19 protein-coding genes are annotated in these 19,303 nt (G+C 45.2%); 6 read left to right on the forward strand and 13 right to left on the reverse strand.

From position 1 onward, the window contains the following. Nucleotides 1-533 precede the first annotated feature (533 nt). The gene (locus tag MHB49_RS26440; RefSeq protein WP_405153608.1) at nucleotides 534-1,496 is read left to right on the forward strand and encodes a hypothetical protein; all 963 of its coding nucleotides are present in this window, start codon (nucleotides 534-536) and stop codon (nucleotides 1,494-1,496) included. Between the two features lie 17 nt (nucleotides 1,497-1,513). Beyond that, nucleotides 1,514-1,855 carry a hypothetical protein gene (locus MHB49_RS26445; RefSeq protein ID WP_405153609.1) on the forward strand — a complete coding sequence of 114 codons (342 nt, stop codon included), beginning with the start codon at nucleotides 1,514-1,516 and terminating at the stop codon, nucleotides 1,853-1,855. A gap of 12 nt (nucleotides 1,856-1,867) precedes the next feature. Here the strand turns inward: MHB49_RS26445 and MHB49_RS26450 are convergent, their stop codons facing one another. Beyond that, nucleotides 1,868-2,326 (reverse strand): MarR family winged helix-turn-helix transcriptional regulator, encoded by a 459-nt coding sequence (locus MHB49_RS26450; RefSeq protein ID WP_247898940.1) that lies wholly within the window; start codon nucleotides 2,324-2,326, stop codon nucleotides 1,868-1,870. 135 nt (nucleotides 2,327-2,461) lie between these two features. Between MHB49_RS26450 and MHB49_RS26455 the strand changes: the two genes are divergently transcribed. Further along, on the forward strand, nucleotides 2,462-3,340 hold the full coding sequence (locus MHB49_RS26455) for an SDR family NAD(P)-dependent oxidoreductase (protein WP_405153610.1): 879 nt from the start codon (nucleotides 2,462-2,464) through the stop codon (nucleotides 3,338-3,340). A 64-nt stretch (nucleotides 3,341-3,404) separates the two neighbouring features. On the opposite strand, the gene pstB is transcribed toward MHB49_RS26455, so the two are convergent. From pstB to MHB49_RS26490, 7 genes are all read right to left on the reverse strand, one after another. Continuing rightward, a complete protein-coding gene (gene pstB, locus MHB49_RS26460) occupies nucleotides 3,405-4,160 on the reverse strand; it encodes a phosphate ABC transporter ATP-binding protein PstB (RefSeq protein ID WP_181586589.1) in 756 nt (251 codons plus the stop codon). A gap of 104 nt (nucleotides 4,161-4,264) precedes the next feature. Then, entirely contained in the window at nucleotides 4,265-5,173 is a 909-nt protein-coding gene (pstA, locus tag MHB49_RS26465; RefSeq protein WP_405153611.1) for a phosphate ABC transporter permease PstA, read from the reverse strand. Continuing rightward, nucleotides 5,170-6,138, reverse strand: coding sequence for a phosphate ABC transporter permease subunit PstC (gene pstC / locus MHB49_RS26470; protein WP_247898944.1), 969 nt, complete (start codon nucleotides 6,136-6,138; stop codon nucleotides 5,170-5,172). Before pstC ends, pstA begins: the two co-directional genes overlap by 4 nt. A 107-nt stretch (nucleotides 6,139-6,245) precedes the next feature. Continuing rightward, nucleotides 6,246-7,109 carry a phosphate ABC transporter substrate-binding protein gene (locus tag MHB49_RS26475; protein WP_063565318.1) on the reverse strand — a complete coding sequence of 288 codons (864 nt, stop codon included), beginning with the start codon at nucleotides 7,107-7,109 and terminating at the stop codon, nucleotides 6,246-6,248. Nucleotides 7,110-7,164: 55 nt separating this feature from the next. Further along, nucleotides 7,165-8,559, reverse strand: a complete 1,395-nt coding sequence (locus MHB49_RS26480; RefSeq protein ID WP_405153612.1) for a stalk domain-containing protein — start codon at nucleotides 8,557-8,559, stop codon at nucleotides 7,165-7,167. A 281-nt stretch (nucleotides 8,560-8,840) separates the two neighbouring features. Then, nucleotides 8,841-9,707, reverse strand: a complete 867-nt coding sequence (locus MHB49_RS26485) for an aldo/keto reductase (protein WP_405153613.1) — start codon at nucleotides 9,705-9,707, stop codon at nucleotides 8,841-8,843. Between the two features lie 75 nt (nucleotides 9,708-9,782). After that, nucleotides 9,783-10,214 carry an RrF2 family transcriptional regulator gene (locus MHB49_RS26490; protein WP_405153614.1) on the reverse strand — a complete coding sequence of 144 codons (432 nt, stop codon included), beginning with the start codon at nucleotides 10,212-10,214 and terminating at the stop codon, nucleotides 9,783-9,785. A gap of 336 nt (nucleotides 10,215-10,550) precedes the next feature. Between MHB49_RS26490 and MHB49_RS26495 the strand changes: the two genes are divergently transcribed. Then, nucleotides 10,551-10,829, forward strand: coding sequence for a CD3324 family protein (locus MHB49_RS26495; RefSeq protein WP_405153615.1), 279 nt, complete (start codon nucleotides 10,551-10,553; stop codon nucleotides 10,827-10,829). A gap of 87 nt (nucleotides 10,830-10,916) precedes the next feature. Then, nucleotides 10,917-11,660, forward strand: coding sequence for an MBL fold metallo-hydrolase (locus MHB49_RS26500; RefSeq protein WP_405153616.1), 744 nt, complete (start codon nucleotides 10,917-10,919; stop codon nucleotides 11,658-11,660). A 315-nt stretch (nucleotides 11,661-11,975) separates the two neighbouring features. Here MHB49_RS26500 and MHB49_RS26505 read toward each other — a convergent pair whose 3' ends face one another. After that, on the reverse strand, nucleotides 11,976-12,680 hold the full coding sequence (locus tag MHB49_RS26505) for a hypothetical protein (protein ID WP_405153617.1): 705 nt from the start codon (nucleotides 12,678-12,680) through the stop codon (nucleotides 11,976-11,978). Nucleotides 12,681-13,069: 389 nt separating this feature from the next. Between MHB49_RS26505 and MHB49_RS26510 the strand changes: the two genes are divergently transcribed. Continuing rightward, nucleotides 13,070-13,294 carry a transposase gene (locus MHB49_RS26510; RefSeq protein ID WP_405153618.1) on the forward strand — a complete coding sequence of 75 codons (225 nt, stop codon included), beginning with the start codon at nucleotides 13,070-13,072 and terminating at the stop codon, nucleotides 13,292-13,294. A 180-nt stretch (nucleotides 13,295-13,474) separates the two neighbouring features. On the opposite strand, the gene MHB49_RS26515 is transcribed toward MHB49_RS26510, so the two are convergent. From MHB49_RS26515 to MHB49_RS26530, 4 genes are all read right to left on the reverse strand, one after another. Further along, entirely contained in the window at nucleotides 13,475-14,353 is an 879-nt protein-coding gene (locus MHB49_RS26515) for an AraC family transcriptional regulator (protein WP_405153619.1), read from the reverse strand. Between the two features lie 35 nt (nucleotides 14,354-14,388). Further along, entirely contained in the window at nucleotides 14,389-15,216 is an 828-nt protein-coding gene (locus MHB49_RS26520; RefSeq protein WP_405153620.1) for a sugar phosphate isomerase/epimerase family protein, read from the reverse strand. A 12-nt stretch (nucleotides 15,217-15,228) separates the two neighbouring features. Next, complete coding sequence (locus tag MHB49_RS26525) at nucleotides 15,229-16,236, reverse strand: zinc-binding alcohol dehydrogenase (protein WP_405153621.1); 1,008 nt, start codon at nucleotides 16,234-16,236, stop codon at nucleotides 15,229-15,231. A 334-nt stretch (nucleotides 16,237-16,570) separates the two neighbouring features. After that, nucleotides 16,571-19,228, reverse strand: coding sequence for an endo-beta-N-acetylglucosaminidase (locus tag MHB49_RS26530; protein ID WP_405153622.1), 2,658 nt, complete (start codon nucleotides 19,226-19,228; stop codon nucleotides 16,571-16,573). Nucleotides 19,229-19,303 lie beyond the last annotated feature (75 nt).

The raw sequence follows: 19,303 nt of genomic DNA on the forward strand, positions 1-19,303 counted from the left end.
TTGATGTCCACCTATTTGCGGCTAATTGCTATTCAGGTTCATTGTTTCTATTTATTTTCTTATTAACTACATTTTCCTCATTATTTTATTTAGATATTTATCAAATCAGCAATCGGTACAAGTTCTTGTCCTTGACTCGGGACACGAACTTGTACCGATTAAACAAAAAGTCGCTAAAATAGCGACTCTCAATGAGACTATGTTCTTTCCCCTCGATAGTAACAGGCGTGATGAAGATGTGAACATGAAGGACTTTGTAAATATCTGAGGATGAGCAATCGCCTGATCCAGAAAAAAGAACCCACGAATGCACAGGATCAATGCGCCCTGAATCCGTAGGTAGTCTGGGTTTGGACTGGATTTTGATTTTGATTTGGCTTTTACATAGTTACTTCTGTGAAGAGATAGTTAACAGGTTGTGAAATATGGTCAATCTCTACTTTATACTTAAACTAGAAAAATTCTCCCAATAAACCGATAATGTTGAAGATGACTCTGGTTCACTAGACATCGGTCATAATACATAGAAGGAGTTGCACACTTTTGAGAAGATTTTATCAAAGTTTGAGGTTAAGTATTATAGCGCTAATTTTACATCGTTAAGCTCTACTCCAACAGAGGCAGCATCGAAGAAAGTAACCTTTAAACTGTCAGATGGAGCAACGTACTATGGCGAAGTTCTAGACGGGAAACCTCATGGAAAAGGAACCGCACTCTGGGGGAAATCTGAAGTGTATTCAGGGGATTGGGTGAATGGAAAGCGGCAAGGAATAGGCAAGTATACATATAAATTAGTCGAAGGTGCGGGTGTACCCTTTGAAGATTATGATGAAGATAACATGGGTCAAGGAACAGGTGAATTCACTTTAAAAACCTACAACGGATCGTGGATTAATGACACATATCATGGAAAAGGAAAGGAAATTACGCAATGGTTAGAAGTACAGTATCTCACTGCTGATGGTGAAGTTCACGCTATACCTGGGAGTTACATAAACACAATTAATGATGGAACATTCAATCAAGGCAAGACGTTTCAGGGATATTACGCAATCCACTCTTCAGATATTGTCTCATTAGGTTATACGGATCACGAGACGACGATCAACTTCGATAATAATTATTTCAATGGAAAGCTGACCGGGGACCCGTACTTTTTTGACACGATTATCAATTATAAAAAGAAACACGCTTCTTCAGAAATTTATATTGGGATTAAACCATCCGAATTCTCCAAAGGCATATTAACTAGTGGCAAATTCACGGGGTCTACGCATTTAATCGACTATGGTAATTCAGTTAGTTATTCTAAACAAGTCGTAAAGAACGATAATGTATTAAAAGAGAATTACATAACATCAGCCGCCTTTGATCAAGATCGCAAGAAAATTCTTAATGAATTCCTTCATGCGATTAAACCTTATTCAGCGAAACTCAATAACATATCCAACGAGATCATGTCATTAAAAGACATGAACTATAAGGGAATTCCCTAAGTAGTGGAGGCCACAAAATGGAAAAAAAGCGATGGATTAAGAGCATAATCATTTTGATTATCATACTTTTCATGAGTGAATTGGTGATGTTGTTCTCAGGAAAGGTTGGAGTTCTCAACACGATGAGAAGAGTCACCTCAGGTGCACCCCATGTTGTCCTTAAAGGACAAACGTTATCTTACCAGGGAAAGGTTAATTTTGACGACATCCAAAGTGTCGAGGGATATTCGACAAGCGATGAAGGGGCGGTCTTATATAAAGCAAAAGGGACCCCTATCTCACCACCTTGGATTTATGTAAGGAAAGAAAACACTACCTTTTTCCGATATAAGCTTCCAAAGCTTCCTTGGAAACTATGATGATACCTCACACTAACCATCCAACCCGTTAAACTGCCGAAGCATGGTGGTGAAACTCTCCAGCTCCTTATCATCCCATCTGGATATACGGTCATAAAAGGCGGACTCCTTCTCTTTGAGCGCACTCACCGTCGATTGTTGACCAAGCTCCGTCAAAGACAGCAAAACGCCGCGCCGATCTTCGGGGTCCGGCTCCTTGCTCACATACCCCGCTTGCTCAAGTTGTTTAATCAAACGGCTTACCGAACTGCGGTCCATGGCCGTCGCTTCTGCCAAAGCTGCTGCGCTTGTAGGACCATAAGAATACAACCACCGCACCAGATGAAAAGCCGCAGGCTGCATAGTCGCATCAAAACGCTCGGCAGATCGGACATTAAGCGCATGCGAAGCACTAATTAGCGCATGGATCTGCTCACCAAGTGCCAGTTCCAGGGTTTCTCTGGCATTTGTTTTAACTGGATTTTCACTCATTATTGTGGTTCCCCTCTCCTCGATACATCAAAACAGAATGTTGAATATATAGTTGACAAATATCAATTAATATTTATAGTTGATTTATGTCCATTATATAATTCAATCCTATTTGTGTCAAAAGGAGACCTCATTATGAAAACAATACAACCCATTATTGTCATCACCGGAGCAACAAGTGGCTTAGGTCAGCTTGCTGCCATTGAACTTGCCAAACGTGGTGCACATCTTGTACTAACAGCCCGAAGCGAAGAACGGGCAGAGACCACCAGAAACAAAATCTGTGAAGTTGCGCCAACCGCCAAGATCAACTTTTTCTTCGGAGATTTGTCCATACTGAGCGATGTAAAACGTATAGGGCTGGAAATCGCAGACACTTATCCGCGTATCAATGTGCTTTTGAATAATGCGGGTCTTCATGCTTTTGAACAAAGAGTCACTTCTGAAGGGTTTGCCGAGATGATCGCCGTGAACTACTTGGCCCCTTGGCTGCTAACACACACATTGCAACCTTCCCTGATTCAGGCAAGCCACGCCCGAGTCGTCAATGTTGCATCTGAAGCCTCGCGAAATCACGGCAAACTGGTGCTGCCCGATGATTTAAAGGATACCACCCCCTTTACTGCACGCGGCTCCTCCTCAATCTATGGCAAAACCAAACTGCTCAATATTATGTTTACAGGTGAACTTGCTCGTCAATGGGACGGAACCGGAATCCGAGTGAATGCTTTGAATCCAGGTTTTAATGTTACGGGTCTTGGGCGAGAGTTGTGGTTTGCCAGTATGCTTGAGCGCATTTTAACGTTTTTGCATATCGGCGACCCACGGCGGGGCGCAGAGATTATGACTCGCCTGGCAATGGAACCGGCATTTGGTGAGGTTTCGGGAGAATATTTCAATGTTGGAAGCGGTGCATCCATTACTCCTGTGTATCCGGGCGGAGATGCTGGAATGCAAAACAAGTTGTGGACCGTTACGACACAATTACTGGAGCAACGTGGTCTGTTGAAATAATCAAAAACAGAAAAAAGTCTTTCAGATCATATCTGAAAGACTTCCACCACTTAAGAATCCACGATCAACCAAATCGACCACTGATATAGTCCTGCGTGCGCGAATCGACGGGCTCGGCAAACATGTCTTGGGTAGCGGAATATTCCACGACCTCCCCATTCAGGAAGAACACCGTCTGCTGGGATACGCGAGCGGCTTGCTGCATGTTATGAGTCACCATCACGATGGTATAACGTTCCTTCAACTCATGAGCCAGCTCCTCGATCTTGAAGGTCGAGACGGGATCAAGCGATGCCGTAGCCTCATCCATCAGCAGAATATCAGGCTCAACAGCCAGTGCACGTGCAATACAGAGGCGCTGCTGTTGTCCTCCGGACAGACTCAACGCGGAACGCTTCAGATTATCCTTTACTTCATCCCACAGGACAGCAGATCGAAGGCTCTGTTCCACGATTTCATCCAGCTTCTTTTTGCCATGAATGCCATGTTGCCGCGGGCCAAATGCCACGTTATCGTAGATGGATTTTGGAAAGGGATTCGGCTGCTGAAAGACCATGCCGATCTTCTTGCGAATGGTCTCCACATGCACCTCGCCGCTGTATATGTCCGTCCCACCTACAGCCACTTTACCTTCGATGCGTGTTCCGGGTATCCGATCATTCATACGGTTGAGGGTCCGCAGCAGCGTGGATTTGCCACAGCCGGACGGTCCGATAAAAGCGGTAATGGCCCGCTCCGGAATTTCAATGGAGACATCCTTAAGCGCTTGAAATTGACCGTAATATAAATTCAACTTGTTAATCTCAATAATTGGCTGCACAGTGGTTCCTCCCGGTGTTGAATTAAAATATGTTGCTCTCCATTTTGACAAATGCATAGTTCAACTTATATAGAAGAGTCCGGTCACCATCTGCCTGACACACATCAGACTTGATTTTTGCGTGCATTCAGCCACAGCGGTACACGGAACAAAATATTAATGAGTAAGGCAACAAAAATCAGTACAGCCGTTGCCTTTTGTGCAATCTCTTCGGCATCCGGCACAATCGCTTCCGATTGGATGTACCACAGATGCACGGCAAGAGTCCCACCGGGCGAGAACAGATTGAAGTCCCACATTTCGCCTGAAGTTGATACCCCCGCAGTTAGGATAATGACTGCACTTTCCCCGAACGCACGACCTGCCGTCAGACAAATGCCCGTCATGATTCCGTTCAGGGCTACCGGCAGCAATACATGACGGATCGTCTGCAGATGGGTGGAGCCGAGGGCAAAGGAAGCATTGCGGAGCTCAACCGGAACTGTACGAATGGATTCCTCTGTCACCCTGGTGAGCACTGGCAGGTTGAGAAAAGCCAGACTGACAGCGGCGCCCAGAATCGTAAGACCTATCTCAAAATACTCTACAAACAGCGCAATGCCGAACAATCCAAAGATAATGGATGGAACAGACGACAGCCCCTCCACGCAAATCCGCACGATCTCCATGACCTTGTTGTTTGGTGCAAACTCCGCCAGGTAAATCCCGGCTGCCATACCGATCGGGATGGAGATCAGAAGAGAGAGAATTAGCACATAGAACGAGTTGAACAATGCCGGCCCAATCCCTCCTCCTTCCTCAATCTCACTTGGAACACCATATAGAAAGTCCCAGCTCAGCAAGGGCAAGCCTTTTTCCAGAAGAAGAAATAACAGTCCAACTATAAACAAAATGACGACAATGCCAACGCCCCACACTATGCCCGTAAAAATCCGGTCCAACAGTGTGGATGAACCTCTTCGTTTGCCAAAGGAATAGGAAGGGATACCTTCTGCCTGTTTCTTCACACTCATGTGTTATGGCCCCCTCTCTTCTGAAGCATTCTAACCGCGACGATCATCAGAATAGAAATGGCGAGCAGGATAAAGCCCATCATGTACAGCCCGTGATTCCAGGTGGAATCAAATTCGACGCTAGAGATTTGCATGACGATATTACTTGTCAGTACGGCTGTTGGCGTGAACAGACTATTGGCGAGCTGCGCCGTATTGCCGATAACCATCACCACCGCCATCGTCTCTCCAATGGCACGTGTCATCCCAAGAATAACGGCATACATAATCCCGCTTCTTGCAGCAGGCAAAACAACACGTATCACGGTTTGAAACCGGTTGGCGCCAAGTGCATACGCTGCGTCCCGATACTTGTTCGGTACAGCAGATATCGCATCATCACTGATCCGGCTAATGGTAGGAAGCACCATGATCGTCAATACAATGGATGCCGCGAGTAAACCATCCGCCAGATCATGTCCACTGAGATCCCGGAGCCAGGGGATGAGAATGGTCAGTCCCAGAAAACCGTAAACTACAGAAGGAATGCCCACCAACAAATCCAGAACTGGACGCAGCATTTGACGGAGCCACTTGGGAGTCATTTCGGCTAGAAATACCGCAATGATGACCGAGATTGGAACAGCAAACAGCATGGTAAGTCCCGTGAGTGCCAGTGTTCCCAGAATAAAGATCAGCGCGCCGTAATGCTCATTTTCGGGGTCCCAGTTGGTGGAGAAAAAGAATTCGCGGAGTGAAACATCCGCAAAGGTTAGAACGCCTGTGCGAAGCATCAGGACCAAAATGCATAACAGAACCAGACAAACGAACAATGTACTGCCAATACAGATCATGCGAAACAGTTTATTAGACCATCTTAAACGCGCCTTACGGTCAAACCGGGTCCCTGATCCGGGAGCCTTGCCGATGCTTGGACCAAGCTCACTTGGAGCAGGGCTGTTCGTGGATGGATTCAAATCGATCATGAAGGACTCTTCCTTTCACATAGAGAAGCCAGCTTGGCGACCGTGCGCAGAAGCTGGCTATCCCTTTCCTTATGAAATACGAGAATGACGAACGTTCGCAGCTTTCGTTATTTAACGGCAGCAAGCGGAATGAATTTCAGCTTTTTCAGGGAACCGTTCTGGAACTTGCTGCTTTGGATATACTCGATAAACGCTTTGGTTGCTCCAGTAGGTTGACCTTTGGTCATGTAATATCCAATGCCCCATACTTTGTATGTTTTGTTCAGGACGTTTTTCTCCGTTGGTGCCACACCATTGATGGATACAGCCTTCATTTTGCTAGTTACATAAGGAAGGTCAATATAACCGATTGCATTTGGTGTCGTTTCAATCGTTGTTTTCATATCACCGCTGGAGCCAACCTCTTTGTAGTTGTCCCCTTTGCTCATGAAGTCCTTGCCATCCAGTGCTTTTTGTTGGAAGTTAACCCGTGTACCGGAACCAAATTTACGGTTAACTACAACGATGTTGGCATCCGATCCGCCGACTTCCTTCCAGTTTGTCACTTTGCCGGAGAAGATGTCCTGCAGTTGTTTGGTTGTCAGATTGCTCACACCCACATTGGTATTAACGACCGCCGTGAACACTGTTACAGCTACCGGATTGGCAACCAGACCATCAAATTTCTTGAAGCCAGGTACATCTTTGGATGCATCCCAGTCAACAGCGCCAATATCCGCGATCCCTTTACGAACGGATTGAGGACCTGTGATGGAACCTGCTGCGGAAGCCGAGATTTTAACTTTTGGATTATCCTTTTTGAATTCGCTCGCAGCTTGAAGTGTCAGTGGAAGCAATGCGGAGGAACCATTAATGACAATTTTGCCTTTCTCCGTGCTCTTGGCAGCGGATGCTGTTGTTGCGCCGCCCAGTCCACCAATTAAAGATACAGCCATAAGCATTGCTGTGAAGGGTTTGATCCATTTTTTCATGTTAACTAAACTCCTCTCGAATTAAAAAGCTTGTGATCATACTTGATACAAAACATTACTTCGTAACGGCTCTCCAGCTGCCGCCAGCTTGTACCAGAACCCGGCCGTTCTCAACCACAGAGATTTGTGATCCGGCAACTGCGATGGATGATACATCGGAAGATACGGTGTACAGCTTGGTTTGTTTGCCAGTTACCAGGTCAATCGAAAGAATCACGCTGTTGCTGTCATCCTGGGCCGCCAATACATACAAGATGCCACCCGACAGAATAGCTTGTTCTACATCGTACTCGGTGTACACCGGCGTAGACTTTTGAGATGAATCCACAGACAGCAATGATGCTTTACCGTCTTCGGAAGGTACACTCACGTAGTAGGCTTTCTGTCCATCAGCAGACCATACAAATACCTTGTCGTCAGTGGATGTTGTGAGCTTCACAGCCCCTGGTTTCGAATCTCCTGTGTTATACGAAAATATTTGCTGTTGATTGGATGAGAAATCAATGGAGACATTGTCTTCATCCACATTGGTTGTATCCGAAGTTACGGTACCAAGTGTTGTTACGGTATAGATGAATTTCTTGCCGTCAGCAGAAACATTCAGGTTTTCCTTATAGTCAACCTTGTCTTCGACAACTTTCGTAATCGTGCCATCCGCCAGATTCAGCTTGGCAATCACGGACCCTTTATCCCCTTGCAGGAAGTAGATTGCACTCCCGTCAGCAGACCATACCAACTCAGGCTTGATGCTGTTGTCACTCGTAATCAGTTTGGAAGCCTTTGTCTTCAGATCAATAACATATACGGCTCCCTCGGCATTCGTATACGCCGCTTGATCACCACTTGGCGAAATAACGAGATCCGATCCACCGTCTGTCGTTAACAACAACTCATATTTGCCGCTTGTTGTATCCACGAGATAATCGTTTCTGCCATTGTTGTCGCTCTTGGAGACAATCAGCTTATCCGCTCCGGCAAAACGTGGATTCTCGACTTCATCGATCAACGATACCGTACTGATCTCAAGCAGTCCGTTACGCTTGACGATCGTACCGCCTACGCCCGACACCAGTGGGCGAAGAGCGATGTAACTTGTACCACCGATGACGGTTACCGGTTGATTCAAATTCACTTTGACGTCATCTACCACGATTTGTTTGCTATTGTTTTGGAGCGTCACGCTGTGATCATTCAGCTTGATTACCGTCGTTCCACTATGTACTTCGGCTTGTGCGCCGATGGCTTTGATCACATCACGAAGTGACACAAGTGTCTCCCCATTTTTAACGATGGAACGAACGACGACACTGTTACCGTTTATTGTAAGCGTGGAATTTTGCACCTGAGCTGCATTAGCCGCAGGTTTTACTGCAGGAGCAGCCGATACTGCACTAACCACAGAAGTACCTAACACTGTTGCTACCATGGACACCACTAACACCTTTTTCATTGACATTGGCTCTTGTCACCCTTCTCTATTCCATTTAATTTGCCTTGTTTGTCATGCCCTGCTGTCTGGTATTCTGCATGTATCGTCTTTATGAGAGCTTGTCCGGCTCATCCCCCCAAACTTCCACGTTCATAGTAAAAATGACCTATCACGATTGTAATTATAGGAGAGATTTGTAAACGGGAAATCCTGGAATTGTTAACGAATTGTCAATGTTTTCATAAATACAAAAAAAAGAGTCGATGGAATATGACCCACGACTCGTTTTTTGTCTTATTTTCCTAGATAAAAAGTTTCATCAATGTATTAAAAATCGGATTCACAATATAACCTGTTGGATGGATCGAATACCTCTTACCCGAGTTCAGACGGCTGATCTTCTCCATTTCCTCTGTGGACAGCTCAAAATCAAAGATTTCACTATTCTCTCTGATCCGTTTTGGATTGGATGATTTGGGAATCAGGATGACGCCCCGTTCCAGATGCCAACGCAAAATCACTTGAGCCACCGTCTTATGGTGATGATCAGCGATTACCTTCAATATCGGATGCTGCAATAACACTTTATTCCCCTGTCCCAACGGCCCCCACGCTTCATGCAAAATTTGATGTTTATCCATATAGGCACGGAGTTCGTTCTGTGGAAATTCCGGGTGCGTCTCGATCTGGTTGATCATCGGCAAGATTTTCGCGTGCTTCCTTAACTCTTCCAGATGCTGAATCTCAAAGTTTGCGACCCCAATGACCCTGATTTTGCCTTCCTCGTATAATTCCTCCATCGCTTTCCACGTTTCGATATACTTTGGTGAGGCAAAATGGATTAAATACATGTCGAGGTAATCGACACCCAGCTTGTTGATCGTTTTCTGGAAAGCTTTCTTGGTCGCTTCATAGCCATGATCCGTATTCCAGACTTTCGATGTGATAAAGAATTGCTCGCGTGGAATTGGACTATGCCTGATCTCTGCTCCCAGCGCTTTCTCATTCCCATAGATTCGGGCAGTATCAAAATGTCGGTACCCGACCTGAATCGCTTCGCGAGTTGCTGTTGTAAATTCTGCTTCTTTCGTTATTTTGTAAACCCCAAAACCCAGTTGAGGAATGGGAACACCGTTCCTGGCTTCAACCACTTTTGTATGCAAACTCATTTTGACTTCTCCTCTCAAAAATAGATCGAAATATACTTGATATATATTATATCTAGTTAAATCTAAAAAAAGGGGTTAACCCTTCTTCTCTTCATGGAACAGATCGGTTAACCGTATGTCTTTTAAATAATTCTGCATCGCGATCTCTGCGCCTTCAAGATGATGAATGACCTTTTGTTTCACGTCATCCACGTCTTGTCCCTGGAGTGTTACATCGATATGAACTTTAAACAAGTCTTTGCCGGGTTCAACCGCCAGGAATACATCCAACATCGTGATTTCCGATAAAGGCTGAGCAAGCAATATGCCGCCCTTGGCCCCTTCTTTGGCCATTGTCAGTTTGGCGTTATTCAGGTTGCGAATGACTTTTACCGTCGTAGGAACCGGAATATTTAATTGCTCCGAAATCAATTTGGTGGATAAATAATTCGAACAGTTCTCCTCAGATAGAGCGTGAATATAGAGCAGAATAGAGATTCCCTGTGATAAAGCTGTAGAGTATGCCACTTTGATTCATCCTTACTATTTCTTTTCTAAATATACTATATATCTTTTATGTTTAGTTATCAAGTACACAACACCCTTTCACAGCAAGATCAAGAAACATTCGGTTGACTGTCCCCTTCCGGTGTAATACAATGCCAGTTTCAACTGTATGTCACGTTCATATGCACATCATCCTGAACTTAAGAAAGGAGCTGATGGGATGGTTCGAATCGATGCATCCGGCTCTGGGCAGAGCCTTCTTTCCATATTTGCCTGGAGCCTTTTCTAACAGCATTGAAGGTACGAGCTTTGCCCCTCTATATATCCATTACGTTATATAGATAGGAGCAAAATCAGATGAAATACAAAAATGCAGACTATGTACTGCCACCAGAACTGGTGCAGCGCATTCAACAATATATTCAGGGAACCTATTTGTATATCCCGATCCAGGAGGAATATAAGAAATCATGGGGAGCATGTTCCGGTTCGAGAGCCATGTTGCGAAAACGCAATAAGGCGATTGCTGAGGCTCATCATTCTGGAATTTCTGTTCGTCTTTTGGCACAGCAGTACTACCTGACAGAGCGCAGTATTCGCCGTATCCTTCTCCAACACAAACAGGGACAATATTAATACCGCATCATGTATGTCCTTGCTCGTTGTTAATAGCATACGGTAATCTGTTTCTGAAGGATTCAAATCAGGAGGTGCCTTTACTTCATGAGTTTATACGTTAAACCACTACGTATCGAATTTGAATACAACGGGATGCCGCAGGTGATTACACCTTCTCTGATTGGTGATCAACAGCATGCCTTTCTGGTAGATTGCGGGTACGCCGGCTTCATTCCACATATTGAAAAAGCATTGGATAGACATGAGTTGTCATTTTCCAATCTGACTGGCCTCATCATTACCCATCATGATCTGGATCATGTAGGCTCTCTCGCAGAGATCAAGCGAACCCATCCCCATATCCGGATTATCGCGCATGAACAGGAAGCTCCATATATTGATGGCACGAAAACCTCATTGCGGCTGGAGCAAGCGCTAGCAACACTTAGCCTTCTGCCTGAAAAAGAGCAGCCCGCAGCGAAGGAATTCATCTGTACATTGAAAATGATTGAACCCAGTCCGGTTGATCAGACAGTTCATGATCATGAGCTACTTCCATGGTGTGAAGGCATGGAGATTATACACACACCTGGTCATACACCAGGGCACATATCCATTTACCTTCCCTCCAGTCGTACCCTGATTGCCGGTGATGCAGTGGTCATTGAGAACAATGGAGAGCTCGGAATCGCCAATCCCCAGCATACACTGGACCTGAAGGAAGCGGTTCGCTCTGTACAACGTTTGCTTGGATATGAGGTCGATACGCTCATTTGCTATCATGGGGGTCATTTTCAAGGGGATGTTCGAAGTGCACTTCAGCGTCTACTTCAATCCTATGCCCCGTGAAACACTAATGGGGCTGTCCCATAATGATATGCTCCCCATATAGTAGACAGGTGAAATAATAAAATCCTGTTACTGTATGGGGAGCGTTTTTATGGAACAAAAGAAGTTTACGGCACTTGAAAAATTGAATATTCTGCAAGAAATTGAATGTGGCGAACTTGGTTTAAAAGCTGTGGCTCAAAAGTAATGTGAGAAGTAAGAAGTACTACTTGCATACTACCGTACAATCACAGGTTTAGGAAATACTTGTCTTAATACTCTTATCTATATTCAAAAAACAGATCCAGATGTATACGGGTTACGTAATGCATCTTACTATTCAGCAACGAATTGTTTACTGTCTTTATTAAAGCTATATTCTGTGGTTAATGTATCACCCTGTCCTTCTGTATTTCTCGTGGTTACAACCAGCTTTTCGCTTTTATTAACCGGAATACTAACCTTTTCATAATTGATAGTATCCTGAACTTTTTCAGCATTTTTAAAAGTGATTGCAAATGCTTCTCCACTTTTTTTATCAATGCCAAAGGCATAAGAATTATAACCTCTTGAAGATGTGTATTCAGGAGTGAGCAAGAAAACGTCCATTGCTTCAAAACTGATTTTCTCGAAAGAAATAGGTTGATCAGACGGTTGAATAAAAACAAGATCCTGTAATTCTTTTATTTCTTTTTGATCCTCATTATGTTTGTAAATCACGGAGTAATTGCCTTGATAAAAAAAGTCGCTTTCTTTCCCTAGAACACTTGGTGTAGTGACATGTCCAATCGCTTCTTTTCCTTCTGAAACAACATATAACTCACCATTATCTGTATCTATCCGGGCTCGAACGGTCGGGTTTTCTTGATTGGTATCAATCTTAACTACATTAGCATAGGGCGAATCTGGAGTATGACTTTTAATTTCATCTCTCTTATTCGTCTCTGTCGATGTATTTCCTGTTTTATCAATAGGTTTATCTGATTCAGTACCACATCCAGATAATAAAATACTTACTGCAACTATGGAACTTAGGACCACTGAATACTTCTTAAAAATTAAACCCGCTTCCTTTCTAAATGTTAGTCTATTTTACAAAGATTATTATATATCATATAAACCCCATAAAAGTTGATAGCATGTCATTTATTCCTTAAAAATTAGTAACTGATGAATCATACTACCAACATAAAGGAGTGATTACATTGGTTTGTCAAAATTATTTGTTAAAAGCATCCAAGCTGTACACAAAGCGGTCATGACGTATTCCAATTGCATTTCTACAGATGAGGGAAGGGATACTAAACAGCAGGAGCAAAAAACTTTTCAAAAGTTTGGTTTAGAATTGTCTACCCCACTAGCTACGCTTCGTAATATGTATATTGAAAAATTTGGTGTTGATCCTATTACTCCAAGGCGTTCCCAGAATTATGAGGAGTCCTTTAACGTTATTCGCTTCTAATCACAAACAGCAAAACGCCCGTGAACGACTGCGCAGCGAAGAAGGGTACATCCTTTCGTTTCGTCTCTTGATCGAGCCGGAGAGTGTATTTGGGCAAATCAAAAACAACCGGGGATTCCGCAGATTCCTGCTTTGCGGCTTGCAAAAAGTAAAGTCTGAAGGCCGGATGGCTTTGCCTTGCCCAATCTGCTAAAAAAAGCTGCAAGGACGGAAAAACGTAAAAAGGGACCAAGCAGGATAAACATCTGCATTATCCCTTTTGAACGAATCGTTGTTATTTCTTTTCACCGATATCCTTTTTAGGGGCTTTTGAGACAGCCCCATCTTTTATGATTATCATTGCTGTCATACGGCCGTATGGATTTTACTTAGTTCACTCTACCTTCGATTTCATCGCTGCATATTTACTGGGAGTGATACCTACAGCAGCCTTGAAAGACCGACTGAACAGATGAATACTCGAAAAGCCAACCTCCTCGGCAATCCGGGTTAAATTATGTGTTCCTTCAATAATTCTTTTCTGGGACTGCTCTATTCGGATATGTGTCACATATTTGTGAAGGGTAATCCCCAGCTTGCTTTTGAACAAATGCGATAGATGGTTCGTCGATACACCGACATGTCTGCTGATGGCAGCATTATTTAATTGAGGGTCGGCGTAGCATTCATGAATATAACGAATCGACTTTTCGATGAATGCCCACCCCTTGGTCATGTTCCCCTCTTGGTTCTGATCTTCAGATTGATTTTTGAAAAACAGATGCAGCAGCTCCAAACATATGGATTTCGTGATTAACGAAGATCCTCCCCGCTGCTCCTGAAACTCCTTATGCATAAGCGCAAATCTCTTTTTCCATTCGATTCGATCAGCTAGCTGCAAATGAGAGATTGGGCGTATGGAAGCCAGCTTCATTTCTCTATCTTCCAGATCAGGTCTTGCACTATGAGCTGCACTGGTAGTCTTCAATAAACTACGCTCTTCCTCATAATACAGATCAAAATGAAAAATATACTGAATCAATGGCTGCGTGGAGGTGGACCGAATGATATGAGACATGAATGGATGCATCAGCACAATGTCGCCTTCTTTGACCAGATATTTCACGCCACTCAAGAAGAACTCCGCTTCCCCTTGTTCGATGTAGGTATACACATGATCGTGGTCTATCCATTCCCCTGCCAAAGAAAATGATTCCGTCACTCTTGCCGCTCTTACGAATGGCGAAATGCTGTTCATCCATGCCTCATACACATGTATTCCTCCCCGCTGCCTTCTCACTGATCCGGTTATATTGTCGCAAACACTTTATCGAAGCCTGCCTTGGACTTGGCAAACAATTCACTTGAATCGACGGTTGGCGTTGGTGCCAGCACCTCTTGAGATACGACGCCAGTGTATCCAATCGCTTTTAGATTCTTCAAGAATCCCTGCAGATCAATTACTCCCTCGCCAGGGTATAAACGCTCATGATCCAGCAATTCTTCAATGGGCAGATCATAAGCATCATTGATATGAACATGGACAATCTGTTCCTTCTTAAGATCCAACACCTCTTCGATCTTTAATCCATTTGTATGCCAATGATAGGAATCCACCAATAAACCTACATTGGGAGCATGAATTGTTTCGATCCAGTCAAGCGTATCCTCCACACTCCAAATAAATGGATTCTTCCATTGAGTGCGCAAATGATGGCAACCGACAAACTCCAGGCCCAGTCGTATTCCATATGCGTCCAGAATATCTGCACACAGTCTCAATCGTTTGGTAGCTGCCGCCATAAATGATGCTGCTGGCTGATCTGTAGAAGGTAAAATATAGGTACAACAGCTGTAACAGTCCAACGAAGCAGCGGCTTCTGCCATTTGAACCAGGGCTTGAAGACCTTCACGAAACTGCTCATCTGTGTTTCTCCAGTCTACGGTCAGATCGGATGATCCAATGATCACCTGATTGCTTTTGAGCAAGTGCACAGCCTGTTCCTGGCCAACCTCTTCAATCAATGAGAGCGGATTCAAATCTACAGACTGAAATCCGTATTTTGCAGCATTCGTAATATATTGTTCATTGGACTCGATGTTCCCTAAGCCTGCTCTTGTTAATCCTCTAATCATCCCAATCTCCTCCTATGACCAGTCAAACAGAACACCGTTATACTGGTCTTTATTTATTCTCAATCCCTCGTAGGCTTCTTGCGCTTGTTCCGGCTTCATCACATGACTGATCAATGGTTCGATATGCAGCTTGTTCTTCAACATCAGTTCAAATACAATGTTCGAATTTCTCACCAGGGAATGCTTCACGAATTCGTTTGGCTCCACCGGGAAGCGCCATTCATGTGCCCCCTTAAACGTAATGCAGCCTCGTCCATACAGGTGGCAGTAGTTCAATATATCGGTAACATCCGTGTTATATTCGCCTCGTGGACTGCCCAGGAAAATAATCTCGCCCAGCTTCCCGATCCACTCCAGACTTTGAACACCTACACTGGGTACACCAGTCGCCTCAATATGAGTGGATACACCTGCTCCATTCGTTATGGCGTGTATCTTTTCTTTTATTTTATCTTCTCCGCCATGAAGCGTATAGTCAACCCCACATTTATGGGCTGTTCGGATTCGTTCTGTTGACAGATCTATGCCAATCACGGTTGCACCTTGCAGGCGCGCCAATTGAGCAGCCAAATTTCCTACCAATCCGAGCCCAGTCACGCCCACAACATCCCCAAGTTCAATATTGGATACACGAACTGATGTGAATGCCACGGTTGCCATACGGGTGAAGGGAACCCACTTCAATTCCAAGTGCTCAGGTACCTTGATGAACACATGATCTGTGGATACCACTTGATATTCAGCATGTTGACCATAATGGAACACAGCGTCCCCGGGCTGAACATGGTGTACACCCTGTCCCACCTCGATCACTTCACTTACACTCGCATACCCCGGGCATACGGGAAGCTTGGCCCACTCTTCTTTTCCCGATAACATGGCCAGCTCCGTTCCCGGACTGATGAGGGAATAGATTAGTTTAACCAATACTTCCTTCTCACCTAGAGATGGCAAAATAAAGTCCTCTTCTACCGTTTCCACTTGCAATGGACGAGCAAACATGATCTTTCTATTCTTCATCACCTTCACTCCCTTCTTATCTTTTTAACTACAATATAAGACTTTTCATTAGCAATGTCTTTGATTGCAAAACCGATTTTTTATCTGAAACAACGATTTTAAACCCTTTGCAACCGAATCCGGCATCAACGCAAAAAGACTCACAAGATCCAATGATCTGTGAGCCTCAGATTCAGTCGTATTCAGTCGTATTCAGTCGTGGTCTAATGCCGAGCGATACCCCGGTAGGAAAGCAGCTACTTCAGAAGTAAACAGCCATCATTAAAATCGTGTTGTCTCGTATATTCCTTTTTTGCTAATTTCACAGCTGCACTTGTCACTTCTCAACCGCCAACTACGGCTGCAACCCATGAACCTCAAACTCATAGATTCGGGCTGCTGTATCGCCGCCCTGCGTAGGTTTCAGCACATTCAGCTTCACATAACGAGCCTTGATCAGTGCAATTGCATCCGAAGTTTCGGCTGCGGTATTCCCCTGTACATGAACGACATCTGACCAATTCACACCATCAGCACTGACCTGGATCGAATAGTCGCTCGTATTAAAACCGGACCATTCCCCACCACTCTCCGCATGTTTGATGACAAAACCGCTGATCTGATGTTCTTTGCCAAGATCCACTTGCAGCCAATGCTGTTGATTACCCAGTGCGCACCACTTGCTGTTGTCTGTCACCTTGCCGTCGATCGCCTTTTCTGCGCCTTCAGCAGGTCCGCAGGCATGGTCGGCAGTGGCCGTTTTGCCAAGTGCGACATTTTTGATCTCGGAAGCGCCCTTGCTGACAGTGATCAAAGCTTGCTTCGTTACCGTATCCTGCCCCGAGCTGTTGGTAGCTGTAAGCGTCACACTGTACATGCCTTCCTTGTCATACGTTACCACTGGGTTCTGCTCCGTGCTGACAGCCGGACTGCCATTCTCAAAAGTCCACGACCAGCCTTCCGTCACCTCAGAAGAGAGATCAGTGAAATGCACCTGCTGACCCGGTGTGATCAGGGTTACATCGGCCTTGAATCCTGCTTCCGGCTTCGGATACGCCGGCCACTGGATGGTCACGCTGGCAGCCTGGCCGCGCTCATACTTTGCATTCACTGCCACGACTTTCAGGACAGTTGCCTGTTCCGCGTTGATTCTCTTCATCTCAGGCACATAGAATACGTTATTGGCGGTGGCCCCCACCCAAGTCTCTTTGCCGTCGGGCAGTACACGGTAAACCTCATATTGTTGAACTTCCCCGTCCAACGCGTTCCATTGCAACCTTGCATCACCGTAAATGCCCCCGCGGAAGTCGGATTGGATGACATTTAATTCTTGAACTGCTTCAAGTGGCTTTACTGGATTAGAATTGTTATGGATTGCGATCTGACCAATATGGATGTCATAATCCGATATGATTTCCTTGCTGTCAAAATACAAAGACAGTGCCACTATCCGCTTTCCTTTGTAAGGCGTCAGATTCAAGATGTCCGTTGTCCAACCTGATGCCTTTTTGTCTTTTACATCCAAAAAGACGAACTGGCCCGGATGGTCTGCAAAAGCCAGGCCAACCTTCATGCTCGGCTTGTTCTGCGTTTTGTACGTGATCGACAGCTTGGTAGCTGGCTCAATCTTCAGATCGGTTTGATACAGCTTTAGATGGGTGGCATTTGCTGAACTTAACGTACCCGCTACCTTGAGGGAACTGCCGCCATAGTAGGCATCCGACCAATCGAGGGACGGCGTAAGTGCTTTACCCTTACTTTCTGTCAGCCAGCGCCATGTCGGAAGCACATCCTGTAAACTGCGGTTATTCCAACCACTATCCCGTACTTGCTGGCCATGGACATAGAATTTCTCACCACTGCCCGTGTTGAAGTTGGTCGTGAATGGCAGTTGGTCCACCGGCGATGATTCAATCACATTGTTCGCAATCCCTTTCCAGGCCTGGCTTGTCGCCGTATTGGCCGGGTTACCGTTTTGGCCTACCCAGAATTGATTCTCACGGGCAAAGAAATCGGCCATGCTGTCCGCGCTGTTGTACGACCAATCCGGTCGATATATGCCCAGGGAAGTCACAGCTGGTTTCCCCTCAGGAAACAGCAAGTTCCATTTCAGACTGGTGTCGTATCCTTTAGCTTCCACATCGATGCCTGCGAACAATTCAAATGGCGATCTGCCCAGGCTTTTGGCTTTGGCCGCAGAACTGCCAAGATCATTCCACCAGAAATTCAGGAACATACTGTCAGATACCTTGTTCCCGTTATCCTGAAGGAACATCGCATTCCGGTCCGTCAGCGCATTCTGCCATGAAATATTGCCTTCCTTTGTCATTGAATCATACCAGATGATTTCCATACCCGCGGGCTTATGATCCTGAAGATAACGGAGGAATGCCTTCATTAACTGTGCGTCAGTGGCTGTTCCACCTTCGGTTTCCTGGTTGATAAACCAACCGTCAAAACCGTAATACTCCGCTACCTCAATCAGTTTATCTGCGGCCGGAAAGGAGCCATCGCTGTTCTGCTGAAGCATTTGCTTCACCCACTCATATTTGCCACCGTATACGGATGGCGGGAAGAACACTGTGCCCATGATGGGCACTCCGTTCCGGTGTGCCGCATCAATCGTATCAGCGCTTGGCGGCACAATAATACCTTCTCCTGCCGAGCCGCCCCAATATACGAGCTTGTCGACATACTGCCAGTAAGAGAACGTATTTGCAGAGAATGTATCCGATCCCTGTGACGGAACACCGCTGGTTCCCTGATTCAGCGCAGACAAGGCCATCACTTTGGGATCTTTCGTTGCGTTCGGGTTAACTGTTTCTCCGGTGAATCGGCTCTGAAGCGGAATGGTGCTCCGGTTGAAGGCCGCATCCGGGTCGGAAGCTGGATTCCAGTTGAGCAATTGTTCAGGCAGCCAATAGGATGAATAAGGTTGCTTCGCCAAAGCCGCTGAGGAAAGAACTGCGCATACCAATATTACAAATAGGAGACTCGCACCAAGCTTTTTCATGCCATACCCTCCAATTCAATTTTGGCAATCCAATCAGGGAAAAAGAAACGTCCGTCAACCGGACAGACGTTTCCA

This window comes from Paenibacillus sp. FSL K6-0108 (assembly GCF_045040695.1).
GTDB lineage: Bacteria > Bacillota > Bacilli > Paenibacillales > Paenibacillaceae > Paenibacillus > Paenibacillus pabuli_B.